General features: G+C 54.6%; 27 protein-coding genes and 2 tRNA genes. 22 read left to right on the top strand and 7 right to left on the bottom strand.

The annotated features are described in order from the left end of the window. From mlaE to murA, 6 genes are all read left to right on the top strand, one after another. Positions 1-783, top strand: a complete 783-nt coding sequence (gene mlaE, locus CWM57_RS16875) for a lipid asymmetry maintenance ABC transporter permease subunit MlaE (protein WP_004150949.1) — start codon at positions 1-3, stop codon at positions 781-783. 4 nt (positions 784-787) lie between these two features. Continuing rightward, positions 788-1,339, top strand: a complete 552-nt coding sequence (gene mlaD, locus CWM57_RS16880) for an outer membrane lipid asymmetry maintenance protein MlaD (protein WP_061153191.1) — start codon at positions 788-790, stop codon at positions 1,337-1,339. Between the two features lie 18 nt (positions 1,340-1,357). Then, the gene (mlaC, locus tag CWM57_RS16885; protein WP_061153192.1) at positions 1,358-1,993 is read left to right on the top strand and encodes a phospholipid-binding protein MlaC; all 636 of its coding nucleotides are present in this window, start codon (positions 1,358-1,360) and stop codon (positions 1,991-1,993) included. After that, complete coding sequence (mlaB, locus tag CWM57_RS16890; RefSeq protein ID WP_008806646.1) at positions 1,993-2,283, top strand: lipid asymmetry maintenance protein MlaB; 291 nt, start codon at positions 1,993-1,995, stop codon at positions 2,281-2,283. The genes mlaC and mlaB overlap by 1 nt, the downstream gene beginning before the upstream one ends. Positions 2,284-2,419: 136 nt before the next feature. Next, positions 2,420-2,674 (top strand): BolA family iron metabolism protein IbaG, encoded by a 255-nt coding sequence (gene ibaG, locus CWM57_RS16895; RefSeq protein ID WP_004144910.1) that lies wholly within the window; start codon positions 2,420-2,422, stop codon positions 2,672-2,674. Positions 2,675-2,727: 53 nt separating this feature from the next. Then, complete coding sequence (gene murA / locus CWM57_RS16900) at positions 2,728-3,987, top strand: UDP-N-acetylglucosamine 1-carboxyvinyltransferase (RefSeq protein ID WP_061153193.1); 1,260 nt, start codon at positions 2,728-2,730, stop codon at positions 3,985-3,987. Positions 3,988-4,034: 47 nt separating this feature from the next. Here murA and sfsB read toward each other — a convergent pair whose 3' ends face one another. Both sfsB and ispB read right to left on the bottom strand, forming a co-directional pair. After that, positions 4,035-4,307 (bottom strand): DNA-binding transcriptional regulator SfsB, encoded by a 273-nt coding sequence (sfsB, locus tag CWM57_RS16905; protein ID WP_074387491.1) that lies wholly within the window; start codon positions 4,305-4,307, stop codon positions 4,035-4,037. A gap of 196 nt (positions 4,308-4,503) precedes the next feature. Beyond that, the gene (ispB, locus tag CWM57_RS16910) at positions 4,504-5,475 is read right to left on the bottom strand and encodes an octaprenyl diphosphate synthase (RefSeq protein ID WP_008806643.1); all 972 of its coding nucleotides are present in this window, start codon (positions 5,473-5,475) and stop codon (positions 4,504-4,506) included. Positions 5,476-5,735: 260 nt separating this feature from the next. On the opposite strand from ispB, the gene rplU reads away from it, so the two are divergent. The 4 genes from rplU to cgtA all read left to right on the top strand — a co-directional run bounded on the left by rplU (position 5,736) and on the right by cgtA (position 8,577). Then, positions 5,736-6,047: a 50S ribosomal protein L21 gene (rplU, locus tag CWM57_RS16915; protein ID WP_002918379.1), complete on the top strand. Its 312-nt coding sequence runs from the start codon at positions 5,736-5,738 to the stop codon at positions 6,045-6,047. Between the two features lie 20 nt (positions 6,048-6,067). After that, the gene (rpmA, locus tag CWM57_RS16920; protein ID WP_002434222.1) at positions 6,068-6,325 is read left to right on the top strand and encodes a 50S ribosomal protein L27; all 258 of its coding nucleotides are present in this window, start codon (positions 6,068-6,070) and stop codon (positions 6,323-6,325) included. Positions 6,326-6,417: 92 nt separating this feature from the next. Then, positions 6,418-7,383 (top strand): DMT family transporter, encoded by a 966-nt coding sequence (locus tag CWM57_RS16925; protein WP_061153195.1) that lies wholly within the window; start codon positions 6,418-6,420, stop codon positions 7,381-7,383. Between the two features lie 15 nt (positions 7,384-7,398). Then, the gene (cgtA, locus tag CWM57_RS16930) at positions 7,399-8,577 is read left to right on the top strand and encodes an Obg family GTPase CgtA (RefSeq protein ID WP_100676248.1); all 1,179 of its coding nucleotides are present in this window, start codon (positions 7,399-7,401) and stop codon (positions 8,575-8,577) included. A 53-nt stretch (positions 8,578-8,630) separates the two neighbouring features. Here the strand turns inward: cgtA and dacB are convergent, their stop codons facing one another. Further along, positions 8,631-10,064, bottom strand: coding sequence for a serine-type D-Ala-D-Ala carboxypeptidase (gene dacB, locus CWM57_RS16935; RefSeq protein ID WP_100676249.1), 1,434 nt, complete (start codon positions 10,062-10,064; stop codon positions 8,631-8,633). A 235-nt stretch (positions 10,065-10,299) separates the two neighbouring features. On the opposite strand from dacB, the gene greA reads away from it, so the two are divergent. After that, complete coding sequence (gene greA / locus CWM57_RS16940) at positions 10,300-10,776, top strand: transcription elongation factor GreA (protein ID WP_008806639.1); 477 nt, start codon at positions 10,300-10,302, stop codon at positions 10,774-10,776. A 152-nt stretch (positions 10,777-10,928) separates the two neighbouring features. Here greA and yhbY read toward each other — a convergent pair whose 3' ends face one another. Next, complete coding sequence (yhbY, locus tag CWM57_RS16945) at positions 10,929-11,222, bottom strand: ribosome assembly RNA-binding protein YhbY (RefSeq protein WP_002918374.1); 294 nt, start codon at positions 11,220-11,222, stop codon at positions 10,929-10,931. Between the two features lie 123 nt (positions 11,223-11,345). Here yhbY and rlmE point away from each other — a divergent pair, with 123 nt between their 5' ends. The 7 genes from rlmE (at position 11,346) to CWM57_RS27785 (ending at position 17,485) form a co-directional block, all read left to right on the top strand. Beyond that, positions 11,346-11,975: a 23S rRNA (uridine(2552)-2'-O)-methyltransferase RlmE gene (gene rlmE / locus CWM57_RS16950; RefSeq protein WP_008806638.1), complete on the top strand. Its 630-nt coding sequence runs from the start codon at positions 11,346-11,348 to the stop codon at positions 11,973-11,975. Positions 11,976-12,074: 99 nt separating this feature from the next. Next, a complete protein-coding gene (gene ftsH / locus CWM57_RS16955) occupies positions 12,075-14,009 on the top strand; it encodes an ATP-dependent zinc metalloprotease FtsH (RefSeq protein WP_061153198.1) in 1,935 nt (644 codons plus the stop codon). Positions 14,010-14,105: 96 nt separating this feature from the next. Beyond that, entirely contained in the window at positions 14,106-14,954 is an 849-nt protein-coding gene (gene folP, locus CWM57_RS16960) for a dihydropteroate synthase (protein ID WP_100632184.1), read from the top strand. After that, on the top strand, positions 14,947-16,284 hold the full coding sequence (gene glmM, locus CWM57_RS16965; protein WP_004206179.1) for a phosphoglucosamine mutase: 1,338 nt from the start codon (positions 14,947-14,949) through the stop codon (positions 16,282-16,284). Before folP ends, glmM begins: the two co-directional genes overlap by 8 nt. A 229-nt stretch (positions 16,285-16,513) precedes the next feature. Beyond that, positions 16,514-16,843, top strand: coding sequence for a preprotein translocase subunit SecG (secG, locus tag CWM57_RS16970; protein ID WP_061153201.1), 330 nt, complete (start codon positions 16,514-16,516; stop codon positions 16,841-16,843). Between the two features lie 9 nt (positions 16,844-16,852). Continuing rightward, positions 16,853-16,939: transfer RNA gene (locus CWM57_RS16975), tRNA-Leu, on the top strand. Positions 16,940-17,236: 297 nt separating this feature from the next. Beyond that, positions 17,237-17,485 (top strand): hypothetical protein, encoded by a 249-nt coding sequence (locus tag CWM57_RS27785; protein WP_162493299.1) that lies wholly within the window; start codon positions 17,237-17,239, stop codon positions 17,483-17,485. Positions 17,486-17,526: 41 nt separating this feature from the next. Here the strand turns inward: CWM57_RS27785 and CWM57_RS16985 are convergent, their stop codons facing one another. The 3 genes from CWM57_RS16985 to argG form a co-directional block, all read right to left on the bottom strand. After that, positions 17,527-18,078, bottom strand: coding sequence for a YfaZ family outer membrane protein (locus CWM57_RS16985; protein ID WP_061153202.1), 552 nt, complete (start codon positions 18,076-18,078; stop codon positions 17,527-17,529). Between the two features lie 350 nt (positions 18,079-18,428). Beyond that, entirely contained in the window at positions 18,429-19,058 is a 630-nt protein-coding gene (locus tag CWM57_RS16990) for a winged helix-turn-helix transcriptional regulator (RefSeq protein WP_074387699.1), read from the bottom strand. A 171-nt stretch (positions 19,059-19,229) separates the two neighbouring features. Next, on the bottom strand, positions 19,230-20,573 hold the full coding sequence (argG, locus tag CWM57_RS16995; protein WP_061153203.1) for an argininosuccinate synthase: 1,344 nt from the start codon (positions 20,571-20,573) through the stop codon (positions 19,230-19,232). Between the two features lie 307 nt (positions 20,574-20,880). Here argG and CWM57_RS17000 point away from each other — a divergent pair. The 4 genes from CWM57_RS17000 (at position 20,881) to infB (ending at position 25,848) form a co-directional block, all read left to right on the top strand. Further along, positions 20,881-20,957: transfer RNA gene (locus CWM57_RS17000), tRNA-Met, on the top strand. A gap of 208 nt (positions 20,958-21,165) precedes the next feature. Further along, entirely contained in the window at positions 21,166-21,618 is a 453-nt protein-coding gene (rimP, locus tag CWM57_RS17005) for a ribosome maturation factor RimP (RefSeq protein WP_002918364.1), read from the top strand. 27 nt (positions 21,619-21,645) lie between these two features. Next, positions 21,646-23,133: a transcription termination factor NusA gene (gene nusA, locus CWM57_RS17010; RefSeq protein WP_008806630.1), complete on the top strand. Its 1,488-nt coding sequence runs from the start codon at positions 21,646-21,648 to the stop codon at positions 23,131-23,133. Between the two features lie 24 nt (positions 23,134-23,157). After that, positions 23,158-25,848, top strand: coding sequence for a translation initiation factor IF-2 (gene infB, locus CWM57_RS17015; RefSeq protein WP_061153204.1), 2,691 nt, complete (start codon positions 23,158-23,160; stop codon positions 25,846-25,848). Positions 25,849-25,907: the final 59 nt, after the last annotated feature.

Consider the following 25,907-nt stretch of genomic DNA (forward strand, 5'->3'; position numbering starts at 1 on the left):
ATGCTGTTTAATGCGCTGGCCGCGCTAGGGCATCGCGGGATTAAAACCACCGCGACGTTTGGACGCGCCGGATTAATGCTTTTCAACGCCGTTGTGGGCAAACCAGAGTTTCGCAAGCACGCGCCGCTGCTGGTTCGTCAGCTCTATAACGTTGGCGTTCTGTCGATGCTGATTATCATTGTATCGGGCTTGTTTATCGGTATGGTGCTCGGCCTGCAGGGGTATCTGGTCTTAACCACCTACAGCGCAGAGACCAGTCTTGGCATGCTGGTGGCGCTGTCGCTGCTGCGCGAGCTGGGACCGGTGGTTGCTGCGCTATTGTTTGCCGGCCGCGCCGGATCGGCGCTGACCGCCGAGATTGGCCTGATGCGGGCCACGGAACAGCTCTCCAGTATGGAGATGATGGCGGTGGACCCGCTGCGCCGCGTGATTTCCCCCCGCTTCTGGGCTGGCGTCATTTCGCTGCCGCTGTTGACGATTATCTTCGTGGCGGTGGGGATCTGGGGCGGTGCGCTGGTAGGCGTGAGCTGGAAGGGTATTGATGGTGGCTTTTTCTGGACCGCGATGCAAAATGCCGTCGACTGGCGAATGGATCTGGTGAACTGCCTGATTAAGAGCCTGGTATTCGCTATTACGGTAACCTGGATTGCGTTATTTAACGGTTATGACGCTATCCCCACTTCCGCCGGGATTAGCCGGGCGACAACGCGCACCGTGGTGCATGCGTCGCTGGCGGTTCTGGGGCTGGATTTTGTGCTGACTGCGCTGATGTTTGGGAATTGAGTTCATGCAAACGAAAAAAAATGAAATCTGGGTAGGGGTGTTCTTACTGGTGGCGCTGCTGGCGGCGCTGTTTGTCTGCCTGAAGGCGGCGAACGTTACCTCGCTACGTACCGAGCCGACTTACCGCCTGTACGCGACCTTCGATAACATCGGCGGCCTGAAGGCGCGTTCGCCGGTACGCATCGGCGGTGTGGTTGTGGGGCGGGTAGCGGACATCACTCTCGACCCGAAAACCTATCTGCCACGCGTGGAGCTCGATATTGATGAGCGCTACAACCATATCCCGGATACCAGTTCGCTGGCGATCCGCACCTCGGGTCTGCTGGGCGAGCAGTATCTGGCGCTGAACGTCGGTTTTGAAGACCCGGACCTCGGGACGGCTATCCTTAAAGACGGCGGCACGATCCAGGACACCAAGTCCGCCATGGTGCTGGAAGATCTGATTGGTCAGTTCCTTTATAACAGCAAGGGCAGCGACAATCAGAATTCTGGTAATGATAAGGCCGCGGCAGAAGGTCATACTGACGCGACGCCGGCAGCCGGCACGACGCATTAATTTCAGGAGAAACACGATATGTTTAAACGCTTACTCATGGTCGCCATGCTGGTGATTGCCCCGCTGACCGCCGCCCAGGCGGCAGACCAGTCCAACCCGTATAAGCTGATGAATGAAGCGGCGCAGAAAACCTTCGATCGCCTGAAGAATGAACAGCCGAAGATTAAAGCCAACCCTAACTATCTGCGCGACATCGTCGACCAGGAGCTGCTGCCGTATGTGCAGGTGAAATATGCCGGCGCGCTGGTGCTGGGCCGCTACTACAAAGAAGCGACCCCGGCGCAGCGTGAAGCCTACTTTGCCGCCTTCCGCGAATATCTGAAGCAGGCCTACGGCCAGGCGCTGGCGATGTACCATGGTCAGACTTACCAGATTGCTCCAGAGCAGCCGCTGGGGGATGCCACCATCGTGCCTATTCGCGTGACCATCGTCGACCCGAATGGCCGTCCGCCAGTGCGTCTGGACTTCCAGTGGCGTAAAAATACGCAGACCGGCCACTGGCAGGCTTACGATATGATCGCCGAAGGGGTCAGCATGATCACCACCAAACAGAATGAGTGGAGCGATCTGCTGCGTACCAAAGGCGTCGACGGGCTGACTGCGCAGTTGAAAGCGATCTCCGCTCAGCCGATCACGCTGGATCAGAAAAAATAATGACCGGGCAACTGAGCTGGACTCGCGAGGGCGAGACGCTGGCGCTGCACGGGGAGCTGGACCAGGATCTGCTGGTTCCGCTCTGGGAAGCACGCGCCAGGGCGACGGAGGGAGCGACGATCATCGATCTCAGCCAGACTACGCGCGTGGACACGGCGGGCCTGGCGCTGTTAGTGCATTTTGTGGCACTGATTCGCCGTCAGGGGCGGGAAGCGCAACTGATCGCGAAGAGCGAAAATCTGCAAACGCTGATCGGTCTTTACAACCTGCCTGTCGATATGATCCCATAATCTTTTCAGTGTCTTAGCGTTGAAGCTATTCCGAAAGCCCCGGCAATCTTTTCGTCGGGGCTTTTTGCTTGTTTAAGACCGCGCCACTTTCCTCTAAGATGTTGGGCTGTTTTCACTATCAGATAAATTTGAGCCCATGGAAAATCATGAAATTCAGACCGTGCTGATGAACGCACTCCCCCTCCAGGAAGTCCACGTCTCTGGCGATGGCAGCCACTTTCAGGTTATTGCTGTGGGTGAGATGTTCGATGGCATGAGCCGGGTTAAAAAGCAGCAGAGCGTCTACGCGCCGCTGATGGAATATATTGCTGACAACCGTATCCATGCGCTGTCGATCAAGGCCTTCACTCCGCAGGAGTGGGCGCGAGACCGCAAACTAAATGGCTTCTAAGCTGTGGGGGGTCCCCTGCAGCGTATGTGAATTTTTAATAGAGAACAGAATCAATGGATAAATTCCGTGTTCAGGGGCCGACTCGCCTTCAGGGCGAAGTCACCATTTCTGGTGCAAAAAACGCCGCCCTGCCAATCCTCTTTTCCGCGCTGCTTGCCGAAGAGCCGGTAGAGATCCAGAACGTACCCAAGCTGAAAGATATCGATACCACCATGAAGCTGCTGAGCCAGCTGGGCGCGAAGGTTGAGCGCAATGGTTCGGTATGGATTGACGCCGGCCCGGTTGATGTATTCTGTGCTCCATACGACCTGGTGAAAACCATGCGTGCCTCCATCTGGGCACTGGGCCCGCTGGTCGCGCGTTTTGGTCAGGGACAAGTTTCTCTGCCAGGCGGCTGTGCTATCGGCGCACGTCCGGTCGACCTGCACATTACCGGTCTGGAACAGCTGGGCGCCGAAATCAAACTGGAAGAAGGTTATGTGAAGGCGTCAGTCAACGGGCGACTGAAAGGCGCGCACATTGTGATGGATAAGGTCAGCGTAGGCGCGACCGTGACTATCATGAGCGCGGCGACGCTGGCTGAAGGTACCACCGTTATCGAAAACGCCGCGCGCGAGCCGGAAATTGTCGATACCGCCAACTTCCTTAACGCGCTGGGCGCGAAAATCAAAGGTCAGGGCACCGATCGCATTACCATCGAAGGCGTGCAGCGCCTGGGTGGCGGCGTATATCGTGTACTGCCGGACCGTATCGAAACGGGTACCTTCCTGGTGGCCGCGGCGATTTCCGGCGGCAAGATCCTCTGCCGTAACGCGCAGCCAGATACCCTCGATGCCGTTCTGGCGAAACTGCGTGACGCCGGGGCTGACATCGAAACGGGCGAAGACTGGATTAGCCTCGATATGCACGGCAACCGTCCGAAAGCGGTTAACGTGCGTACCGCGCCGCACCCGGGCTTCCCGACCGATATGCAGGCCCAGTTCACGCTGCTCAACCTGGTGGCGGAAGGGACCGGTGTGATCACCGAAACGATCTTTGAAAACCGCTTCATGCACATTCCTGAGCTGATCCGTATGGGTGCGCATGCGGAAATCGAGAGCAATACCGCTATCTGTCACGGCGTGAAGCAGCTTTCAGGCGCACAAGTGATGGCGACCGATTTGCGTGCGTCGGCGAGCCTCGTACTGGCAGGCTGCATCGCTGAAGGGACCACCATCGTCGATCGCATCTACCACATCGATCGTGGCTATGAGCGTATCGAGGATAAACTGCAGGCGCTGGGTGCCAATATTCAGCGCGTGAAAGGCGAGTAATAGCATCATGGCAGTGACCCCATGGGGGTCACTGCCAGTCAATCACATCACTTGTCTGTCTTCTTTTGACGCATCATCTGCGTTCTGTCGATAAACTCATGAGTCACCGGGTCGTGGTAGCGTGACGGCCAGATGACCCACGGCTGCGTTTCCAGCGCCGAGGCGATAATCAACTCGCCTTTCGGCCAGGGGCGAGTCAGGGCGTTCGCCAGCGTTGAAGAACTCAGGCCATGCCGTCGCGACTCTGCCGCCAGCGATGTTCCACGTTTACGTAATCCGGCAACAATATCTGCGGGATGCCAGTCGATGAACTTATCCATAAATTCTCCTGGTGATAAAGATCCAGATCGTCCCACATGGGCGATAAGGACACTATACCCGCGTACTATGTAAGGTTCTAACAAGTTCTGTTAAAGCGCCGGAATATTCAGAATGTATCAAGATAGCTGGAAGTTAGGGTGGAAAATGGACTTTTACTGGAACTTTCCCGCGCATCGCGCGGGAAAGGAGAGGGGATTAATGATCGCGCTGGACCGCGATATGTGCCAGCCCAATCAAGGCTTCGCGCCACGGGGTGTCCGGGAGGATCTGCAGGGCAGCAATCGCTTTGTCGGCTTCTTCTTCAGCACGTTTCTGCGTCCATTCCAGCGAGCCACAGGTGGCCATCGTTTCCAGAACAGCATCCAGCAGATGGCGACCATTGCCTTGCTCGATCGCCCCGCGGATCATCGCCGCCTGATCGGGGGTACCGTGATGCATAGCATGCAACAACGGTAGCGTCGGTTTGCCTTCGTTCAGGTCATCACCGACGTTTTTACCGAGTCGCTCTCCGTCGGAGCTGTAGTCGAGTAAATCGTCGATCAGCTGGAAAGCGGTGCCGAGATAGCGACCATAATCCTGCAACGCGCGCTCTTCTTCCGCGGAGCAGTCGGCCAGCATTCCCGCACACTGCGAGGCCGCCTCAAACAGGCGCGCCGTCTTGCTGTAGATGACGCGCATATAGTTCTCTTCCGTGATATCCGGATCGTTGACGTTCATCAACTGCAGCACTTCGCCTTCGGCAATGACGTTCACCGCCTCCGACATGACCTCGAGGATCTTCAGTGAGCCTAGCTGGGTCATCATCTGGAAGGCGCGGGTATAGATGAAATCGCCAACCAGCACGCTGGCGGCATTGCCGAACGCCGCATTGGCCGTGGCTTTGCCGCGACGCATGTCAGACTCATCGACGACGTCGTCATGCAGTAGCGTGGCGGTATGAATAAATTCAATCAGCGCAGCAATAGTGACATGCGCGCTCCCTTGATAGCCCACCGCGCGCGCGGCAAGCACAGCAATCATCGGGCGAATGCGTTTGCCGCCGCCGCTGACGATGTAATAGCCTAACTGATTGATAAGCTGAACATCGGAGTTGAGTTGCTCAAGAATCGTCGCATTGACACCCGCCATATCTTGCGCGGTTAACTCATTGATTTTTTCTAAATTCATCGCAAAAGCCGGGCCAAATGTCCTGTTACCATGAATCCAGGTGGGATCACAGAAGGATTAAGACAGAATTAAAAGAAGATATGATTGTACTGAAAAATTGCCGTAGATAAACGTTGTCGTGAAAGTTGTGTTTTTTTTCTGCATTGATCGCTAATCGCTCTTGTCAAAGGCTCGCGTTTTGCGTAATATTCGCGCCCTATTGTGAATATTTATAGCGCACTCTGAATCACATAAAGAGGTGCGCGGAAGCGGAGTTTTATATGTACGCGGTTTTCCAAAGTGGTGGTAAACAACACCGAGTAAGCGAAGGTCAGACCGTTCGCCTGGAAAAGCTGGACATCGCAACTGGCGAAGCTGTTGAATTCGCTGAAGTGCTGATGATCGCAAACGGTGAAGAAATCAAGATCGGCGTTCCTTTCGTTGAGGGCGGCGTAATCAAAGCTGAAGTTGTTGCTCACGGTCGTGGCGAGAAAGTTAAAATCGTTAAGTTTCGTCGTCGTAAACACTATCGTAAGCAGCAGGGCCATCGTCAGTGGTTCACTGATGTGAAAATCACTGGCATCAGCGCCTAAGACCTGAGGAGTAGATTTAAATGGCACATAAAAAGGCTGGCGGCTCGACTCGTAACGGTCGCGATTCAGAAGCTAAACGTCTGGGCGTAAAACGTTTCGGCGGTGAAGCAGTTCTGGCAGGTAGCATCATCGTTCGTCAACGTGGTACCAAATTCCACGCTGGCACCAACGTTGGTTGCGGCCGTGACCACACTCTGTTCGCTTTGACTGACGGTAAAGTCAAGTTCGAAGTTAAAGGCCCGAAAAACCGTAAATTCATCAGCATCGTTGCTGAATAAGTTTTTCGCGTCCCGGTAACGGATGAAAGCCCCGCAACACGTTGCGGGGCTTTTTACATTCGTCTACTGGAAAATTTTGCAGGGAAACAGGCATGAAGCAGCAGGCTGGGATTGGCATTATTCTGGCGCTTACCACCGCGATGTGCTGGGGAGCGCTGCCGATTGCAATGAAGCAGGTTCTCGAGGTGATGGCGCCGCCTACGGTGGTGTTTTATCGCTTTCTGATGGCAAGTATTGGGCTTGGCGCGATCCTCGCGATCAAAGGCAAACTGCCGCCGCTGCGAATTTTTCGTAAGCCGCGCTGGCTGGTCTTATTAGCCATTGCCACCGGTGGCCTGTTCGGTAACTTCATTCTGTTCAGTTCTTCCCTGCAATATCTCAGCCCCACAGCTTCTCAGGTCATCGGCCAGCTATCGCCGGTGGGCATGATGGTGGCAAGCGTCGTGATACTGAAAGAGCGCATGCGCGGCACCCAGGTGGTGGGCGCGTTGATGTTGCTCAGCGGGTTGGTGATGTTCTTCAATACCAGCCTGATTGAAATCTTTACCCGCCTGACGGATTACACATGGGGGGTAATTTTCGGCGTTGCTGCTGCAACGGTGTGGGTAAGCTATGGCGTCGCGCAAAAGGTGTTATTGCGCCGTCTGGCATCACAGCAGATACTATTTTTGCTGTACACTTTATGTACGATTGCATTACTGCCGCTCGCTAAGCCCGGGGTGATATCCCAGTTAAGCGACTGGCAATTGGCATGCCTGATTTTTTGCGGGCTGAATACTCTGGTCGGCTACGGGGCGCTGGCGGAAGCCATGGCGCGCTGGCAGGCGGCGCAGGTCAGCGCGTTAATCACCTTGACGCCACTGTTTACGCTACTGTTTTCTGATTTATTATCAATGGCCTGGCCCGATTTTTTCGCCAGACCGATGTTAAACCTGATTGGTTATCTCGGTGCGTTTGTCGTGGTTGCGGGCGCGATGTATTCCGCCATCGGCCATCGTCTTTGGGGGCGTTGGCGTAAGCGAGAGGCGGTTGTACCGCTGCCCCGCTCAGGCGAATGATTTACGGAGAGTAAAATGAAGTTTGTAGATGAAGCAACGATCCTGGTCGTAGCAGGTGACGGCGGCAATGGTTGCGTAAGCTTCCGCCGCGAAAAATATATTCCACGTGGCGGCCCGGACGGCGGCGATGGCGGTGACGGCGGCGATGTCTGGCTGGAAGCGGACGAGAACCTGAACACCCTGATCGACTACCGTTTTGAAAAATCGTTCCGCGCCGAACGCGGGCAGAACGGTCAGAGCCGCGACTGTACCGGTAAACGCGGTAAAGACGTGACGGTGAAAGTGCCGGTAGGGACGCGGGTTATCGATCAGGGGACCGGCGAGACCATGGGCGATATGACCAAACACGGTCAGCGTCTGATGGTGGCGAAAGGCGGCTGGCACGGTCTGGGCAACACCCGTTTCAAATCATCCGTTAACCGTACCCCGCGTCAGAAGACCATGGGTACGCCGGGCGATAAGCGCGACCTGCAGCTTGAGCTGATGCTGTTGGCCGACGTCGGGATGCTGGGGATGCCGAATGCCGGTAAATCCACCTTTATCCGCGCGGTCTCCGCTGCCAAGCCGAAAGTGGCTGACTATCCGTTTACCACCCTGGTGCCGAGCCTGGGCGTGGTGCGTATGGATAACGAGAAGAGCTTCGTGGTTGCTGATATCCCGGGGCTGATTGAAGGGGCAGCGGAAGGCGCAGGCCTTGGTATCCGCTTCCTCAAGCACCTTGAGCGCTGCCGTGTGCTGCTGCATCTCATCGACATCGAGCCAATCGACGGTTCCGATCCGGTTGAGAATGCGCGCATTATCATTGGCGAGCTGGAGAAATACAGCGAGAAGCTGGCCTCTAAGCCACGTTGGTTAGTCTTTAACAAGATTGACCTGATGGACAAAGCGGAAGCCGAAGCCAAAGCGAAGGCGATTGCCGAAGCGCTGGGTTGGGAAGAGAAATTCTACCTGATCTCTGCTGCCAGCCAGCAGGGCGTGAAAGATCTGTGCTGGGACGTGATGACCTTTATCATCGAAAACCCGATCGTGCACGCGGAAGAAGAGCAGAAGCCGGAGAAAGTCGAGTTCATGTGGGACGACTATCACCGTCAGCAGCTTGAAGAAGCCGAAGTCGAAGTGGAAGATGACGAAGACTGGGATGACGACTGGGACGAAGACGACGAAGAAGGCGTCGAATTCATCTACAAACGTTAATCCTGACTTCTCTGGATCAAAAAGGGCCGCATCTCTCATGCGGCCCTTTTGTTTTAGTTGCTCTGGTACAGATCTTTATACAGGCGGCTTTCAAAGCGGACCAGCGGGATGCGGCGATTACGCTGGTCGGCGGGTTCCACGGCGTAGCCGGAGAGATACTGCACGAAGGCCACCTTTTGTCCGCTGGCGGTAGTGATAAAGCCAGCAAGGTTATAAACCCCCTGCAACGAACCTGTTTTCGCTGAGACTTTACCATCCACGCCCGCCTGGTGGAGACCGGCGCGGTATTGCAGCGACCCGTCGTGGCCCGCCAGCGGCAGCATGGAGATGAAGTTGAGCTCGGTATCGTGCTGGGCGATATACTGCAGCACCTGCATCATGGTCGCCGGGGCGATCAGGTTGTGGCGCGACAAGCCAGAGCCGTCGGCGATGATCGTGTTGCCGAGATCGACCCCAGCCTGTTGCCGCAGGATCTGGCGTACGGCATCGGATCCTGCCCGCCAGGTGCCTGGTACGCCGAAACGGGCGTGGCCGATGGTGCGAAAGACCGTATCCGCAATCATGTTGTCTGATTTCTTCAGCATGATCCTCAGCAGATCGTGCAGAGGAGCCGACTGGGTGGTGGCTAATACCGTTCCGGGGTCATTGGCCAGCGTCTGGCGCAGCAGCGTGCCGCTATAGGTGATCCCTGCCTGGGTCAGTTCAGCTTTGAGGATCGCCCCGGCGTAGCTGGCGCCATCCTGAATGGCGAAGGCCAGCGGCAGTGGTTCGCTACGCTGCGGCAGGCAGCCGGTGAGGGTATAGCGGTTGAGATCGCCCGGCACCACGTCGAGTTCGCAGTACTGCGCTTCTGCTGAGCCGCGCGCCAGCGTTCGCACCTGGCTGAACATGGTGACCGGATAATAGGACGCAACGCGAATGAAGGCGAGATCGCCCGGTTTCTGCGCGCTATACAGCGAGACAGAGAAGCAGTTACGGTCGACAATCGCCGCCGCCGGCGGAGCGCTGAAGCACTGCGTCAGGTCGTTCCACGGCCAGCCCGGCGCTTTGTCATGGCTGGCGAAGACCGAGGTATCGATAAGCACATTGCCTTCGATACGCTGCACGCCGGCTTTTTTCAGCGTCGCCACCATATTGCGAATATCCTGCCGTTTGAGCGTCGGATCGCCGCCGAAGCGGGCAATCAGGTCGCCTTTCAGCACGCCGCCGTCAAGGGAGCCTTTGGTTTCCAGCGTGGTGGTAAAGCGGAAATCGGGCCCCAGCTGCAGCAGAGCCGCCAGCGCGGTGATAACCTTTTGCGTACTGGCCGGGAGCGCCATTTGCTGGCTGTGATAGTCGATTTCCGGCGTCGATGCGCCGACCTTTTGCGCCATAAAGGCAAGGTTCGCACCGGCGGGAAGCTGGTTGATGTACTCGTCAATATTCGCCGCCTGAGCGCTAAGCGCTATACCGGCAGTCAATCCGATGATAAATCTGGGAAATCGCATAATCTCGCGCTAACAACCTGAAGCCAGGCCGTCATACTACGGTGCAACGCCCAGTAAAGTAAACGATGACCCATAATGAACTTCGGGGTAAAATACCTATCAAATGAAAAATTGCTGCTGACCTGGGGAGTGTTTCCCGGGTCGGTTTCTTTTTGCTCGTGTCCTGCCTGTGGGCAGGACAGGTGGCGGGGCGGGACTATCCGTTCCCTGAAGGAATGATAAAGAGGTATAACTAATGCAAGCGATTCCGATGACCTTACGTGGCGCTGAGAAACTGCGCGAAGAACTGGATTATCTGAAGTCTGTGCGTCGTCCTGAAATCATTGCCGCTATTGCTGACGCTCGTGAGCACGGCGATCTGAAAGAGAATGCTGAGTATCATGCCGCGCGTGAGCAGCAGGGCTTCTGCGAAGGGCGAATCAAAGATATCGAAGCGAAGCTGTCCAATGCCCAGGTGATTGATATCACCAAAATGCCGAACAATGGCCGGGTGATTTTTGGTTCAACCGTCAGCGTGCTGAACCTCGATACCGACGAGGAACAGACCTACCGCATCGTGGGCGATGATGAAGCGGATTTTAAGCAGAATCTGATCTCCGTGAACTCACCGATCGCGCGTGGTCTGATCGGCAAAGAGCAGGATGATGTCGTGACTATCCGTACCCCGGGTGGTGAAGTGGAATACGAAATTACTAAGGTTGAATACCTGTAAGGCGTATTTCCCGCTACGATGTTTATAGATTGTAAAGAAAGGAAAAAGGCCGCATAGCGGCCTTTTATCAACGTCAGGAGCATGGCATTTTGCTCGCCTGGCCGCAGAAATCCCTCGTTTTACACAAAGTTGTGTCGAGATTCAGGATATTCTTAGCGTGGCAGCGAGATCTTACGCTCTGGCGTTGGGCGGTACAGAACCAGCGTTTTACCGATGACCTGTACATTACAGGCGCCGGTTTCACGCACGATGGCTTCCACGATCAAGGCTTTAGTTTCGCGATCTTCTGAGGCGATCTTCACCTTGATGAGCTCATGGTGCCCTAACGCTTGTTCGATCTCGGCCAGTACCCCTTCGGTCAAACCATTATTGCCAAGCATAACTACTGGCTTGAGCGGATGTGCCAGACCTTTCAGGTGCTGTTTTTGTTTAGTACTCAGATTCATCGTATTTTTTTGCTTACGTTGGGATTGAAAACGGGTCATTCTACCGCCATCTCCCATATATCGCCAAACTACCGCGTCGATTTTTACGCAGTAAAGTACGATGAACCCGAACGGGAATGTTAAATGACAGGTAAAAAGCGTTCTGCCAGCTCAAGCCGCTGGCTTCAGGAACACTTTAGCGATAAATATGTTCAACAGGCACAGAAAAAGGGGTTACGTTCCCGTGCCTGGTTTAAACTTGATGAAATACAGCAAAGTGACAAAATTTTTAAGCCGGGGATGACGATAGTTGACCTCGGTGCTGCTCCCGGTGGCTGGTCGCAGTATGCGGTCACGCAGATCGGCAACAGCGGCCGCATCATTGCTTGCGATCTTTTACCAATGGATCCAATCGTTGGTGTGGACTTCCTTCAGGGCGATTTTCGTGATGAATTAGTCCTGAAAGCGTTACTTGAGCGAGTGGGCGACAGTAAAGTCCAAGTTGTCATGTCCGATATGGCGCCGAATATGTGCGGAACACCGGCGGTGGATATTCCCCGGGCTATGTATCTGGTAGAACTGGCGCTTGAAATGTCTCGTGATGTATTAGCGCCAGGTGGTAGTTTTGTAGTGAAGGTGTTCCAGGGCGAAGGCTTCGATGAGTATCTTCGAGAAATTCGCTCCCTGTTTACGAAGGTCAAAGTTCGTAAGCCGGACTCTTCCCGCGCTCGTTCGCGTGAAGTGTATATTGTAGCGACCGGGCGTAAACCATAACCGGCAGATTTCAAACGAAAGTTTGAATGAAACTGGATATAGAGTATCCTGACGCTGTTTTTAACACAGTTGTAATAAGAGGTTAATCCCTTGAGTGACATGGCGAAAAACCTAATACTCTGGCTGGTCATTGCCGTTGTGCTGATGTCAGTATTCCAGAGCTTTGGGCCCAGCGAGTCGAATGGCCGCAAGGTGGATTATTCTACCTTCCTGCAAGAGGTCAATCAGGACCAGGTTCGCGAAGCGCGTATCAACGGACGTGAGATCAACGTTACCAAGAAAGATAGTAACCGTTACACGACTTACATTCCGGTTAACGATCCGAAGCTGCTCGATAACCTGTTGACTAAAAACGTCAAAGTTATTGGCGAACCACCAGAAGAGCCAAGCCTGCTGGCTTCCATCTTCATCTCCTGGTTCCCAATGCTGCTGTTGATCGGCGTCTGGATCTTCTTTATGCGGCAAATGCAGGGCGGCGGCGGAAAGGGCGCGATGTCCTTCGGCAAAAGCAAAGCCCGTATGCTGACGGAAGACCAGATCAAAACGACTTTTGCCGACGTTGCCGGGTGTGACGAAGCGAAAGAGGAAGTCGGTGAGCTGGTGGAATACCTGCGTGAGCCGAGCCGCTTCCAGAAACTGGGCGGTAAGATCCCGAAAGGCGTCCTGATGGTCGGCCCTCCGGGTACCGGTAAAACGCTGCTGGCGAAAGCGATCGCTGGCGAAGCGAAGGTGCCGTTCTTCACAATTTCCGGTTCTGATTTCGTCGAAATGTTCGTCGGTGTCGGTGCATCTCGTGTGCGTGACATGTTCGAACAGGCCAAGAAAGCAGCGCCTTGCATCATCTTCATCGATGAAATCGACGCCGTCGGCCGCCAGCGTGGCGCGGGCCTTGGTGGTGGTCACGATGAACGTGAGCAGACCCTGAACCAGATGCTGGTTGAAATGGACGGCTTCGAAGGTAACGAAGGTATCATTGTTATCGCGGCGACTAACCGTCCGGACGTTCTTGACCCGGCGCTGCTGCGTCCAGGCCGTTTCGACCGCCAGGTTGTTGTTGGTCTGCCGGATGTTCGCGGTCGTGAACAGATCCTGAAAGTGCATATGCGTCGCGTACCGCTGGCGCCGGATATCGACGCGGCGATCATTGCGCGCGGTACCCCGGGCTTCTCCGGTGCGGACCTGGCGAACCTGGTCAACGAAGCGGCGCTGTTTGCTGCTCGCGGCAACAAACGCGTTGTGTCGATGGTTGAGTTCGAAAAAGCGAAAGACAAAATCATGATGGGTGCGGAACGTCGCTCCATGGTGATGACGGAAGCGCAGAAAGAATCGACCGCTTACCACGAAGCGGGCCACGCCATTATCGGCCGTCTGGTACCGGAACACGATCCGGTCCATAAAGTGACGATTATCCCGCGCGGTCGTGCGCTGGGTGTGACCTTCTTCCTGCCGGAAGGCGATGCGATCAGCGCCAGCCGTCAGAAACTGGAAAGCCAGATCTCCACGCTGTACGGCGGTCGTCTGGCGGAAGAGATTATCTACGGTCCGGAACATGTTTCTACCGGTGCGTCCAACGATATTAAAGTGGCGACAAACCTGGCGCGTAACATGGTGACTCAGTGGGGCTTCTCTGACAAACTCGGTCCGCTGCTGTATGCGGAAGAAGAGGGCGAAGTCTTCCTCGGCCGTAGCGTAGCGAAAGCGAAGCATATGTCTGATGAAACCGCGCGTATCATCGACCAGGAAGTGAAATCGCTGATTGAGCGTAACTACGGTCGTGCTCGTCAGCTGCTGAACGACAACATGGACATCCTGCACGCGATGAAAGATGCGCTCATGAAATATGAGACCATCGATGCGCCGCAGATTGACGACCTGATGGCTCGTCGCGATGTTCGTCCGCCAGCGGGTTGGGAAGAATCCGGTTCTTCGAACAACTCTGACAACAATGGTACGCCTCGTGCGCCGCGCCCGGTTGATGAACCGCGTACGCCGAACCCGGGCAACACCATGTCAGAGCAGCTGGGCGACAAGTAAGCTACCGCTGTTGATGTCTTGTTTTAACCTTAAAACCCCGGGGCGCCCGCTCCGGGGTTTTTCTTTTTTAACCTCTTCAGTCTCAGGGATTTTGTGATGAAACTTGTAGCCCAGGGCTCAACCCTCGATCTCTCTCATCCCCATGTGATGGGCATTCTTAATGTGACGCCCGACTCTTTCTCCGATGGCGGTGCCCACAACTCGCTGGTTGAGGCGGTGAAGCATGCCAACCTGATGATTAACGCCGGGGCGACCATCATTGATATCGGCGGTGAATCGACGCGGCCAGGGGCGGCTGAGGTGAGCGTAGAAGAGGAACTCGCACGGGTGATCCCGGTCGTCGAAGCGATCGCTCAGCGCTTTGAAGTGTGGATCTCGGTGGATACCTCCAAACCGGAGGTTATCCTCGAATCGGCCCGGGCAGGGGCGCATATCATTAACGATATTCGCTCTCTGACCGAACCTGGCGCGCTGCAGGCCGCCGCGGAAACCGGGCTGCCGGTGTGTCTGATGCATATGCAGGGTCAGCCGAAAACCATGCAGGAGGCGCCGAAATATGAGGATGTCTTCGCCGATGTCGAGCGCTTTTTTACAGAACATATTGTGCGCTGCGAGCAGGCGGGGATCGCAAAAGAAAAATTGCTGCTCGACCCAGGATTCGGTTTCGGTAAAAATCTCTCCCATAATTATCAACTGCTGGCCAGACTGGGGGAGTTTCACCACTTTGGGCTGCCTCTGCTGGTCGGTATGTCGCGTAAGTCGATGGTAGGTCAGTTGCTGAACGTCGGGCCGTCAGAACGGCTGAACGGCAGCCTGGCGTGTGCCGTCATTGCAGCAATGCAGGGCGCGCAGATAATCCGCGTCCATGATGTCAAAGAAACGGTAGAAGCGCTGCGCGTGGTGGAAGCCACCCTCGCCGCTAAGGGAAAAAAACGTTATGAGTAACCGCAAGTATTTTGGCACCGATGGTATTCGTGGCCGCGTCGGCGATGCGCCGATCACTCCGGAGTTTGTGCTTAAGCTGGGCTGGGCGGCAGGGAAAGTGTTAGCGCGCCACGGCTCGCGTAAAATTATCATCGGCAAGGATACCCGTATTTCGGGCTACATGTTGGAGTCGGCGCTGGAAGCTGGGCTGGCGGCAGCGGGGCTCTCTGCGTCGTTCACCGGACCCATGCCGACACCGGCTATCGCCTACCTGACGCGCGCATTCCGCGCCGAGGCGGGGATCGTTATCTCGGCTTCGCATAACCCTTTCTACGACAACGGTATTAAATTCTTCTCCATTGAGGGCACCAAGCTGCCAGACGATGTGGAAGAGGCGATTGAAGCCGAAATGGAGAAGGAGCTTACCTGCGTGGATTCGGCAGAACTGGGCAAAGCCAGCCGTATCGTCGATGCCGCCGGGCGCTACATTGAATTTTGTAAAGGCACCTTTCCCAACGAACTGAGCCTCTCCACGCTGAAAGTGGTGGTGGATTGCGCGCACGGCGCGACCTATCACATTGCCCCCAATGTCTTCCGCGAGCTGGGAGCCCAGGTTATCGCGATGGGCTGCGAGCCAGACGGCCTCAACATCAACGAAGAGGTCGGCGCCACCGACGTGCGTGCGCTGCAGGCGCGCGTGCTGGCGGAGAAAGCCGATCTGGGCATTGCCTACGATGGCGATGGCGATCGGGTGATCATGGTTGACCATGAAGGTAATAAAGTCGATGGCGACCAGATCCTCTACATCATCGCCCGGGAAGGACTGCGTCAGGGGCAGCTGCGCGGCGGCGCCGTCGGCACGCTGATGAGCAATATGGGACTGGAGCTGGCGCTCAAGCAGTTAGGTATTCCATTTGCCCGCGCGAAGGTCGGTGACCGCTATGTGCTCGAGATGCTGCAGGAAAAAGGCTGGCGCATTGGTGCGGAAAACTCCGGCCACGTGATCCTGCTGGATAAAACCACCACCGGCGATGGCATCGTCGCCAGTCTGCAGGTGGTCGCGGCGATGGTACGCAACCATATGAGCCTGCATGACCTCTGCAGCGGTATGAAGATGTTCCCTCAACTGCTGGTGAATGTGCGGTTTACCGAAGGCAGCGGTAACCCACTGGAGAACGAGCATGTCAAAGCGGTGACCGCAGAAGTGGAAGCGGCGTTAGGGAAACGCGGCCGTGTCCTGCTGCGTAAATCCGGAACGGAGCCGCTGATCCGCGTCATGGTGGAAGGCGAGCATGAAGATCAGGTGCACGAGTTCGCGCATCGCATCGCCGAAGCGGTAAAAAGCGTCTAAGCTTTCCGGCTAAGTGGTTAAAAAGGCGGCGCTTGCCGCCTTTTTTATGATAGAAAACCGACTTTTTGCTGTTTTTTTCTGCAGTTGATACAATGTGTCGAAATTGCCCTTGCGAAGGTCATTCGCTTTGGTTAGTATTCACACCCGCTTCAGTGGGAAACGTTAAAACGTCCCGCTTTATTGGTCGAAGCACTTGGTATGCGGCAAATCCGCAAGGAACAGGTTGATTATGTACGAAGCTCTTTTGGTAGTTTTCCTTATTGTAGCGATTGGCCTTGTTGGTCTGGTTATGCTGCAGCAAGGTAAAGGCGCTGATATGGGAGCCTCCTTCGGTGCAGGCGCTTCCGGCACACTGTTTGGGTCCAGCGGTTCTGGTAACTTCATGACCCGTATGACCGGCATCCTGGCTGCGCTGTTCTTCATCATCAGTCTGGCGCTGGGTAATATCAACAGCAACAAGACCAGTAAAGGAAGTGAGTGGGATAACCTGAGCGCGCCGAAAACGGAGCAAACTCAGCCAACTGCACCGGCTCAGCCGAGCAGCGACATCCCGCACTAAGTATTCTGTACCGAGGTGGTGGAATTGGTAGACACGCTACCTTGAGGTGGTAGTGCCCTAACGGGCTTGTGGGTTCGAGTCCCATCCTCGGTACCAATATTCCAGAAAAAAGACGCTGAAAAGCGTCTTTTTTTGTTTTTGTCCCCACCGGCCATTTATTTATAAACATCTCTTTGCTGGTTCCCTCCTTTTACTGTCGTTAAAGTCGCCTCGTCAAATTAACAGAGGTGAAGTGACATAATGAACAAGATCGGGTTGCTTATCGTCGCCGGCGTGCTCGGTTTAGCAGGGTGCAGTTCAACATCGCCCTCCCAAACGGTGGAGACGATTAATGCGCTAACGGTACCGGTATCGCACAGTGAGCCTGGGGCTACAGCGAATAATGCCCAGGCGGTGACGCGCTATTTCCAGGACAATACGGCACTGATTGGTCGCCTTAACCATTCGTTGAAAAATCATTATTTGCAGGATGTGGAGCGCCGCGATGTGTTTGACAGACATAGTGAGGCGTACCAGGTGTATGGCGCCCTGACCCGTCTGGAGCAGATGGCGTCCATGAATGACGTTTACCGGAAAGAGAATAATGTTGCTGGTCTGCAGGAGATCAACCGCGTGCTGAAAAGCGTGCCGTTGGCCAGCTGAGAGAAGGCAGGGACTGCCGGACGGCAATCCCTGTGTAAGGATTAAAAGCGGAAGTTAACCCCGGCATAGGCCCCGTCGGCCAGGGTGTTGTCACGATGGCCATCTTTCCCGGCGATATCGATATAACGATAGCCTGCTTCGATATTCAGAGACGGGAGCACGTTAATACGTAATCCGGCATTGGCCTCCACATAATCATCGACGCCGCTGGACATTGAGTCGGGTGAGTAATAGCCCTCACCGAAGAGCGTGAAGTACTGGCCGAGGGGGAGTTCTGCTCCGCCACCTGCAGCAATGGCGTAACCTTCATCCCCATCGTTGGGGTTCAGATAGACACCTTTACCGCCCAGCGTCATTAGAAAAGGCCCAAGGTTAAAGTTGTAGCCCATTCCCAGTCCTACGCTATCCCCGTCGTTGTCGCTGTGGACCCACTGGGTATTGAACGTCATACCCGGTTCCCCGGCGCCAAAGCTGGCGGAGAGATTGGTGAACTCGGCACCGGCTTCACCATGCAGGTTAACGGATGCGCAGACGGCGCTGCTGGCCCCCAGGGCGATCATCACGGCAACCAATTTTGGAGTAATAGACTTCATTGTGGAATTCCTTCAGATAAAAAAAAGCCCGATACGGGCGTTCGGGCAAAATTAACGGGTTCTTGGATCTCATCGTTATGGTCGCTGCAGACGACAGGCGAGGGGGTCAACTCCCGCTACCGCTGCTAACGCCTGGCCGATTTCCGGTGGCATATCCTGAGCCGGTGCAGGCCCGGCGGTTAACGCCGTGAGTGGCTGCCTGCTGGTCGAGCCCAGGGACATGTTGTCCGCCGGTAAATTCAGATGCTCAGCATAAAATTTTTCTATTTTTACCGTTAGCGTTTATTGATTTAAATTTAAACATTTTCAACAGTGAGGTGAATAACAACAAATAAAGGTGACTGGCACGGTCAAAATTTTTCAGGAAGTGAGGCGATGCTTTGCAAATAACCGCCGCGGGCAAAGGCAATATAACCGCCTTTCTTTAATGCTGACAAGACATTGAGAATACTGCTGCGCGACAGATGGGTCCTGTCCTGAATATATTCAAGAATAGACACGCGCTGTCGGGTCTCTTCGGTTAATAGCATCATTTCCAGTAGATGGTTACGTATGACCGAATAGGTTCGCTGTTGCAGGACCAGATCGTCACGATATACCAGGTACGAAGTATGATAGGCCAGCAGGCTGGTCACCTCCTCCCACAGGTTATGCTGGCGAAATAGTGCGGAGGCCAGGTCAGAGTCGATCCGTAGCAGCTCGGAAGAGACCTCCGCCCGCAGACTATGGCTACGGCTGGGCTGTAGCATTTCCGCCACGCCGAAAAGGTGCGGCTCATAGACGGTTACCATCAATAGCTTGTCGGAATTACGGATAATCGACAGTTCGCCTTTTTTAAAAATAAAGAGCTGAGTTTTGCCTTTATATTCCCATGTCAGTCTTTTTCTGGCGATCGCGTTAACGGGCGTGGCGTGCGGCTCAAGCACATCGATCAGTCGGTCAATGGCCTTTTGCGGCCTGATCGGTGGTTTAATATTCATGATGCTTATCACCAGATATGAATTAATCAATTGAGGTTATTATAGTCAACAATTTTGCTGGTCGGGCGATAAGGAAAAAATGCGTCCTGGCGATTTTTTTGATGTTGGTGGGTAACAAAAAATAAAAAGCCGGCGGAAAGCCGCCGGCGGAGAGCAAACATCGTCAGGCGATTATTTGCCTTTGTTTTCCAGATTCTCAACCTGCGGTAAACCGGTTGCTGAGGAGGCGCTCAGCAGGCCAGACTGGGCATAGCCAAACAGCTTCTCGCGGGTATCGGTGATATCCAGATTACGCATGGTCAGCTGACCGATACGGTCTTCGGCGGTAAACATAGAATCGCCTTTTTCCATGGTCAGACGCTCTGCTTTATAGGTCAGGTTGTCTGAAACGGTATTGAGGATCGAGTAGTCGTTACCGCGACGCAGTTCGAGGGTGACTTCACCGGTGATCTGGCTGGCAACCCAGCGTTGCAGTGAATCACGCAGCATCAGCGCCTGGGAATCGAACCAGCGTCCCTGATACAGCAGGCGGCCCAGCTGACGACCGTGGGCGTGGTATTGCTCGATAGTATCTTCGTTATGGATACCGGTCAGCAGACGCTCATAGGCGATATGCAGCAGCGCCATCCCCGGGGCTTCATAAATGCCGCGGCTTTTCGCTTCGATAATGCGGTTTTCAATCTGATCGCTCATGCCCAGACCGTGGCGACCACCGATACGGTTGGCTTCCAGCATCATCTCGACGTCATCGGCGAAGGTTTTGCCATTCAGCGCCACCGGATGGCCTTGCTCAAAGCGTACAGTCACCTCTTCCGCAGGGATCTTCACGGTTTCGTCCCAGAACTTCACGCCCATAATCGGGTTGACGATCTTGACGCTGGAGTTCAGGAATTCGAGGTCTTTCGCTTCGTGGGTCGCGCCGAGCATGTTGGAGTCGGTGGAATAGGCTTTTTCGACTGACATCTTGTAGTCAAAGCCGCAGGCGATCATAAATTCGGACATTTCGTGACGGCCGCCGAGTTCATCAATAAAGTCGCTGTCCAGCCACGGCTTGTAAATCTGCAGTTCAGCATTGGTCAGCAGGCCGTAACGATAGAAACGTTCGATATCGTTGCCTTTATAGGTGCTGCCATCGCCCCAGATGTTGACGCCATCTTCTTTCATTGCCGCCACCAGCATGGTGCCGGTGACCGCGCGGCCCAGCGGCGTGGTGTTGAAGTAGGTCAACCCACCGGTGGTGTTATGGAATGCGCCACACTGAATCGCCGCGATCCCTTCTGCGACCAGCTGTTTGCGGCAGTCGATCAGACGGGCACCTTCGGCGCCATACTCTTTCGCGCGGCGCGGAATAGCATCGTAGTCGTCTTCGTCCGGTTGACCCAGGTTAGCGGTATATGCATAAGGCACGGCGCCTTTTTTGCGCATCCATAACAGCGCGGCGCTGGTATCCAGTCCACCAGAGAAAGCGATACCAATACGTTGACCAACCGGGAGATGCTTGAGAATCGTCGTCATAAAATAAAACCCTGCTCGATAGACTGTGGTGAGTTCGACTCAACAACCTTAACTGCATTTTTATGCATTAATTGTGAGTATTCATTTAACCATCTTTTACTGGCGACAGGAAGGGCTTCATCATCTTTTTGCTAAAAAAGCCTGAAATACCAGCACAAACGGCAATCGGGGGCGATAAAATGCATGTTGACAAAATATACTAATTGCCGATACAATTCACCCCGATTTTATGTCCCGTCTTCGGTACCAAATCCCAGCAGTATTTGCGTCTTTTACTCAATAAGAGTAAAATATGCCACGTTTCAGGCGCGGGGTGGAGCAGCCTGGTAGCTCGTCGGGCTCATAACCCGAAGGTCGTCGGTTCAAATCCGGCCCCCGCAACCACTTTCCCATTAAGTACTTTTTCAAATATACTGTGAGGACTAAGTGTCCTTCGTAGCCGAATTTGAAAGAATTCTTGCGGAAGGTGTTCCAGATCGCCATGGCGATCTCAGGGTTCAGTTATCTAAAGCCCCGATTTATCGGGGTTTTTTGTTATCTGACTTCAGAATAACTGGGCTATACGCCCTTTTTTTATGTCTTGGGGGTGGGTTTGTCCACATTAGAGCAAAAATTAACAGAGATGCTCACTGCGCCGGTTGAAGCGCTTGGCTTTGAGCTGGTCGGCATCGAATTTATTCGCGGTCGCACATCCACACTGCGCATCTATATTGATAGTGAAGATGGCATCAACGTTGATGATTGTGCTGATGTGAGCCACCAGGTAAGCGCCGTCATGGATGTTGAAGACCCGATCACTGTCGCTTACAACCTGGAAGTCTCTTCGCCTGGTCTCGACCGTCCGATGTTCACCGCCGAACACTATCAACGTTTCACTGGCGAAGAAGTTGCGCTGGTGCTGCGCATGGCGGTTCAGAACCGTCGCAAATGGCAGGGCATTATCAAAGCGGTAGACGGTGAAATGATCACGGTAACCGTCGAAGGCAAAGATGAAGTGTTCGCGCTGAGTAACATCCAGAAGGCGAACCTGGTTCCCCACTTTTAACAGTCTGGATTGAGGTGAAAGGCCCCGATGAACAAAGAAATTTTGGCTGTTGTTGAAGCCGTTTCCAACGAAAAAGCGCTGCCGCGCGAGAAAATTTTCGAAGCGCTGGAAAGCGCGCTGGCAACGGCCACCAAGAAAAAATACGAACAAGAGATCGACGTTCGCGTAGAAATCGACCGTAAGAGCGGTGATTTTGACACCTTCCGTCGCTGGCTGGTTGTGGAAGAGGTGACTCAGCCGACGCGCGAGATCACGCTGGAAGCGGCGCGTTACGAAGATGAAAGCATGAACGTCGGCGATTATGTCGAAGATCAGATTGAGTCTGTCACCTTCGACCGTATCACCACGCAGACCGCTAAGCAGGTTATCGTGCAGAAAGTCCGCGAAGCCGAGCGCGCGATGGTGGTCGATCAGTTCCGCGAGCACGAAGGTGAGATCATCACCGGCGTGGTGAAAAAAGTGAACCGCGACAATATCACCCTGGATCTGGGCAACAACGCTGAAGCCGTGATCCTGCGTGAAGATATGCTGCCGCGTGAAAACTTCCGTCCGGGCGACCGCATCCGCGGTGTACTGTACGCTGTCCGTCCGGAAGCGCGTGGCGCCCAGCTGTTCGTGACCCGTTCCAAACCTGAGATGCTGATCGAACTGTTCCGCATCGAAGTGCCGGAAATCGGGGAAGAAGTGCTGGAGATCAAAGCGGCAGCTCGCGATCCGGGCTCTCGTGCGAAAATCGCGGTAAAAACCAACGACAAGCGTATCGACCCGGTTGGCGCTTGCGTTGGTATGCGCGGTGCGCGTGTGCAGGCCGTCTCTACTGAGCTGGGCGGCGAACGCATCGATATCGTCCTGTGGGATGATAACCCGGCGCAGTTCGTGATTAACGCCATGGCGCCGGCAGACGTCGCGTCTATCGTGGTGGATGAAGATAAACACACCATGGATATCGCGGTGGAAGCGGGCAACCTGGCGCAGGCGATTGGCCGTAACGGTCAGAACGTTCGTCTGGCTTCTCAGCTCAGCGGCTGGGAACTCAACGTGATGACCGTTGACGATCTGCAGGCTAAGCACCAGGCGGAAGCGCATGCCGCTATCGATACCTTCACCAAGTATCTCGATATTGATGAAGATTTCGCGACAGTGCTGGTTGAAGAAGGCTTCTCCTCGCTGGAAGAACTGGCCTATGTGCCAATGAAAGAACTGCTGGAAATCGACGGTCTGGATGAAGCCACCGTTGAAGCACTTCGTGAGCGTGCGAAAAACGCACTGACTACGCTGGCGCTGGCTCAGGAAGAAAGCCTGGGAGACAACAAACCTGCCGATGATCTGTTGAATCTGGAAGGTCTGGATCGTGCTCTGGCATTCAAACTGGCCGCCCGTGGTGTTTGTACGCTGGAAGATCTCGCCGAGCAGGGCGTTGATGACCTGGCTGATATCGAAGGGATGACCGACGAGAAAGCTGGCGAGCTCATCATGGCTGCTCGCAACATTTGTTGGTTCGGCGACGAAGCGTAATAAACTGTAGCAGGAAGGAACAGCATGACAGATGTGACTATTAAAGCGCTGGCCTCAGAAATTCAGACCTCTGTGGATCGCCTGATACAGCAATTTGCTGATGCAGGTATTCGCAAATCGGCTGATGATTCTGTGACCGCGCAAGAGAAGCAAACCTTGTTAACGCACCTGAATCGTGAACACGGTTCGGCGCCTGACAAGCTGACGTTGCAGCGTAAAACGCGCAGCACGTTGAATATTCCAGGTACCGGTGGAAAGAGTAAATCGGTACAAATCGAAGTCCGCAAGAAACGCACCTTTGTGAAACGCGATCCGCAAGAGGCTGAACGCCTGGCCGCGGAAGAGCAGGCGCAGCGTGAAGCGGAAGAGCAGGCCCGTCGTGAAGCTGAAGAAGCAGCGAAACGCGAGGCGCAATTAAAAGCTGAACGTGAGGCCGCAGAACAAGCTAAACGTGAAGTCGCTGATAAAGCGAAACGTGAAGCCGCGGAAAAAGACAAAGTGAGCAATCAACATACCGACGAAATGACCAAGACCGCCCAGGCTGAAAAGACCCGCCGTGAGAACGAAGCAGCGGAGCTGAAGCGCAAATCGGAAGAAGAAGCACGCCGCAAACTTGAAGAAGAAGCGCGCCGTGTAGCGGAAGAAGCACGCCGTATGGCTGAAGAAAATGAAAAAAACTGGACTGAAACTCCAGAAACCCCTGAAGAAACGACCGACTACCACGTAACCACCTCTCAGCATGCGCGTCAGGCTGAAGATGATAACGACCGTGAAGTCGAAGGCGGCCGTGGTCGTAGTCGTAGCAGCAAAGTGGCTCGTCCGGCCAAAAAAGGCAACAAACACGCTGAATCTAAAGCTGACCGTGAAGAAGCCCGTGCGGCCGTTCGTGGTGGCAAAGGCGGCAAGCACCGTAAAGGTTCCGCTCTGCAGCAGGGCTTCCAGAAGCCGGCTCAGGCGGTTAACCGTGACGTTATCATCGGTGAAACCATCACCGTTGGCGAACTGGCTAACAAGATGGCGGTGAAAGGTTCTCAGGTCATCAAAGCGATGATGAAGCTGGGTGCCATGGCGACCATCAACCAGGTCATCGACCAGGAAACCGCACAGCTGGTTGCCGAAGAGATGGGCCATAAAGTTATCCTGCGTCGTGAAAACGAGCTGGAAGAAGCAGTAATGAGCGACCGTGACACCGGCGCTGCGGCTGAACCGCGCGCACCGGTAGTGACCATCATGGGTCACGTTGACCACGGTAAAACCTCGCTGCTGGACTACATTCGTTCTACTAAGGTTGCCTCCGGCGAAGCGGGTGGTATTACCCAGCACATCGGCGCCTACCACGTAGAAACCGACAACGGCATGATCACCTTCCTGGATACCCCGGGCCACGCCGCGTTTACCTCCATGCGTGCTCGTGGTGCGCAGGCAACGGATATCGTGGTTCTGGTGGTGGCAGCAGACGACGGCGTGATGCCGCAGACTGTGGAAGCTATCCAGCACGCCAAAGCGGCTCAGGTGCCGGTAGTGGTTGCGGTGAACAAGATCGATAAGCCGGAAGCGGATATGGATCGCGTGAAGAACGAACTCTCCCAGTACGGCGTAATGCCGGAAGAGTGGGGCGGCGAAGCGCAGTTCATCCCGGTATCCGCGAAAGTCGGTACTGGTATCGACGACCTGCTGAACGCTATCCTGCTGCAGGCTGAAGTTCTCGAACTGAAAGCCGTACGTAACGGTATGGCGAGCGGCGCGGTCATCGAATCCTTCCTCGATAAAGGTCGTGGTCCGGTGGCTACCGTTCTGGTTCGCGAAGGTACCCTGCATAAGGGCGATATCGTACTGTGTGGCTTTGAATATGGCCGCGTGCGTGCGATGCGTGACGAACTGGGGCGCGAAGTTCTGGAAGCGGGTCCGTCCATTCCGGTGGAAATCCTCGGCCTGTCCGGTGTTCCGGCTGCGGGTGATGAAGTGACCGTGGTTCGTGACGAGAAAAAAGCGCGTGAAGTTGCACTGTATCGTCAGGGCAAATTCCGTGAAGTTAAGCTGGCTCGTCAGCAGAAATCTAAACTGGAAAACATGTTCGCTAACATGACTGAAGGCGAAGTTCACGAAGTGAACATCGTGCTGAAAGCGGACGTGCAGGGTTCTGTCGAAGCGATTTCCGATTCCTTACTGAAACTGTCTACCGACGAAGTGAAAGTGAAGATCATCGGTTCCGGCGTAGGTGGTATCACCGAAACCGACGCGACCCTGGCAGCAGCTTCCAACGCGATTCTGGTTGGCTTCAACGTTCGTGCCGATGCCTCTGCACGTAAAGTTATCGAAGCGGAAAGCCTGGATCTGCGTTACTACTCCGTCATCTATAACCTGATCGACGAAGTGAAAGCAGCGATGAGCGGCATGCTGTCTCCGGAACTGAAACAGCAGATCATTGGTCTGGCTGAAGTACGTGATGTGTTCAAATCGCCGAAATTCGGCGCCATCGCAGGCTGTATGGTTACCGAAGGGACGATCAAACGTCACAACCCAATCCGCGTACTGCGCGACAACGTGGTTATCTATGAAGGCGAGCTGGAATCCCTGCGCCGCTTCAAAGATGACGTCAACGAAGTCCGTAACGGCATGGAATGTGGTATCGGTGTGAAGAACTACAACGACGTTCGCGTTGGCGATATGATCGAAGTGTTCGAAATCATCGAAATCCAGCGTAGCATCGATTAATCATCTGATGGCTAAGCAGCCGGGGAAGCGAAGCGCCACCCGGCAATCATTTTAAAAAG

Origin of the sequence: Klebsiella sp. G-Nf4 (assembly GCF_002810615.1) — a bacterium.
Classification (GTDB): Bacteria; Pseudomonadota; Gammaproteobacteria; order Enterobacterales; family Enterobacteriaceae; genus Klebsiella; species Klebsiella variicola.

Bases quoted from the DNA above. Each gene is read 5' to 3' on its own strand.
- mlaE (WP_004150949.1), top strand. From the start codon at position 1: ATGCTGTTTAATGCGCTGGCCGCGCTAGGGCATCGCGGGATTAAAACC.
- mlaD (WP_061153191.1), top strand. From the start codon at position 788: ATGCAAACGAAAAAAAATGAAATCTGGGTAGGGGTGTTCTTACTGGTG.
- mlaC (WP_061153192.1), top strand. From the start codon at position 1,358: ATGTTTAAACGCTTACTCATGGTCGCCATGCTGGTGATTGCCCCGCTG.
- mlaB (WP_008806646.1), top strand. From the start codon at position 1,993: ATGACCGGGCAACTGAGCTGGACTCGCGAGGGCGAGACGCTGGCGCTG.
- ibaG (WP_004144910.1), top strand. From the start codon at position 2,420: ATGGAAAATCATGAAATTCAGACCGTGCTGATGAACGCACTCCCCCTC.
- murA (WP_061153193.1), top strand. From the start codon at position 2,728: ATGGATAAATTCCGTGTTCAGGGGCCGACTCGCCTTCAGGGCGAAGTC.
- sfsB (WP_074387491.1), bottom strand. From the start codon at position 4,307: ATGGATAAGTTCATCGACTGGCATCCCGCAGATATTGTTGCCGGATTA.
- ispB (WP_008806643.1), bottom strand. From the start codon at position 5,475: ATGAATTTAGAAAAAATCAATGAGTTAACCGCGCAAGATATGGCGGGT.
- rplU (WP_002918379.1), top strand. From the start codon at position 5,736: ATGTACGCGGTTTTCCAAAGTGGTGGTAAACAACACCGAGTAAGCGAA.
- rpmA (WP_002434222.1), top strand. From the start codon at position 6,068: ATGGCACATAAAAAGGCTGGCGGCTCGACTCGTAACGGTCGCGATTCA.
- CWM57_RS16925 (WP_061153195.1), top strand. From the start codon at position 6,418: ATGAAGCAGCAGGCTGGGATTGGCATTATTCTGGCGCTTACCACCGCG.
- cgtA (WP_100676248.1), top strand. From the start codon at position 7,399: ATGAAGTTTGTAGATGAAGCAACGATCCTGGTCGTAGCAGGTGACGGC.
- dacB (WP_100676249.1), bottom strand. From the start codon at position 10,064: ATGCGATTTCCCAGATTTATCATCGGATTGACTGCCGGTATAGCGCTT.
- greA (WP_008806639.1), top strand. From the start codon at position 10,300: ATGCAAGCGATTCCGATGACCTTACGTGGCGCTGAGAAACTGCGCGAA.
- yhbY (WP_002918374.1), bottom strand. From the start codon at position 11,222: ATGAATCTGAGTACTAAACAAAAACAGCACCTGAAAGGTCTGGCACAT.
- rlmE (WP_008806638.1), top strand. From the start codon at position 11,346: ATGACAGGTAAAAAGCGTTCTGCCAGCTCAAGCCGCTGGCTTCAGGAA.
- ftsH (WP_061153198.1), top strand. From the start codon at position 12,075: ATGGCGAAAAACCTAATACTCTGGCTGGTCATTGCCGTTGTGCTGATG.
- folP (WP_100632184.1), top strand. From the start codon at position 14,106: ATGAAACTTGTAGCCCAGGGCTCAACCCTCGATCTCTCTCATCCCCAT.
- glmM (WP_004206179.1), top strand. From the start codon at position 14,947: ATGAGTAACCGCAAGTATTTTGGCACCGATGGTATTCGTGGCCGCGTC.
- secG (WP_061153201.1), top strand. From the start codon at position 16,514: ATGTACGAAGCTCTTTTGGTAGTTTTCCTTATTGTAGCGATTGGCCTT.
- CWM57_RS16985 (WP_061153202.1), bottom strand. From the start codon at position 18,078: ATGAAGTCTATTACTCCAAAATTGGTTGCCGTGATGATCGCCCTGGGG.
- CWM57_RS16990 (WP_074387699.1), bottom strand. From the start codon at position 19,058: ATGAATATTAAACCACCGATCAGGCCGCAAAAGGCCATTGACCGACTG.
- argG (WP_061153203.1), bottom strand. From the start codon at position 20,573: ATGACGACGATTCTCAAGCATCTCCCGGTTGGTCAACGTATTGGTATC.
- nusA (WP_008806630.1), top strand. From the start codon at position 21,646: ATGAACAAAGAAATTTTGGCTGTTGTTGAAGCCGTTTCCAACGAAAAA.
- infB (WP_061153204.1), top strand. From the start codon at position 23,158: ATGACAGATGTGACTATTAAAGCGCTGGCCTCAGAAATTCAGACCTCT.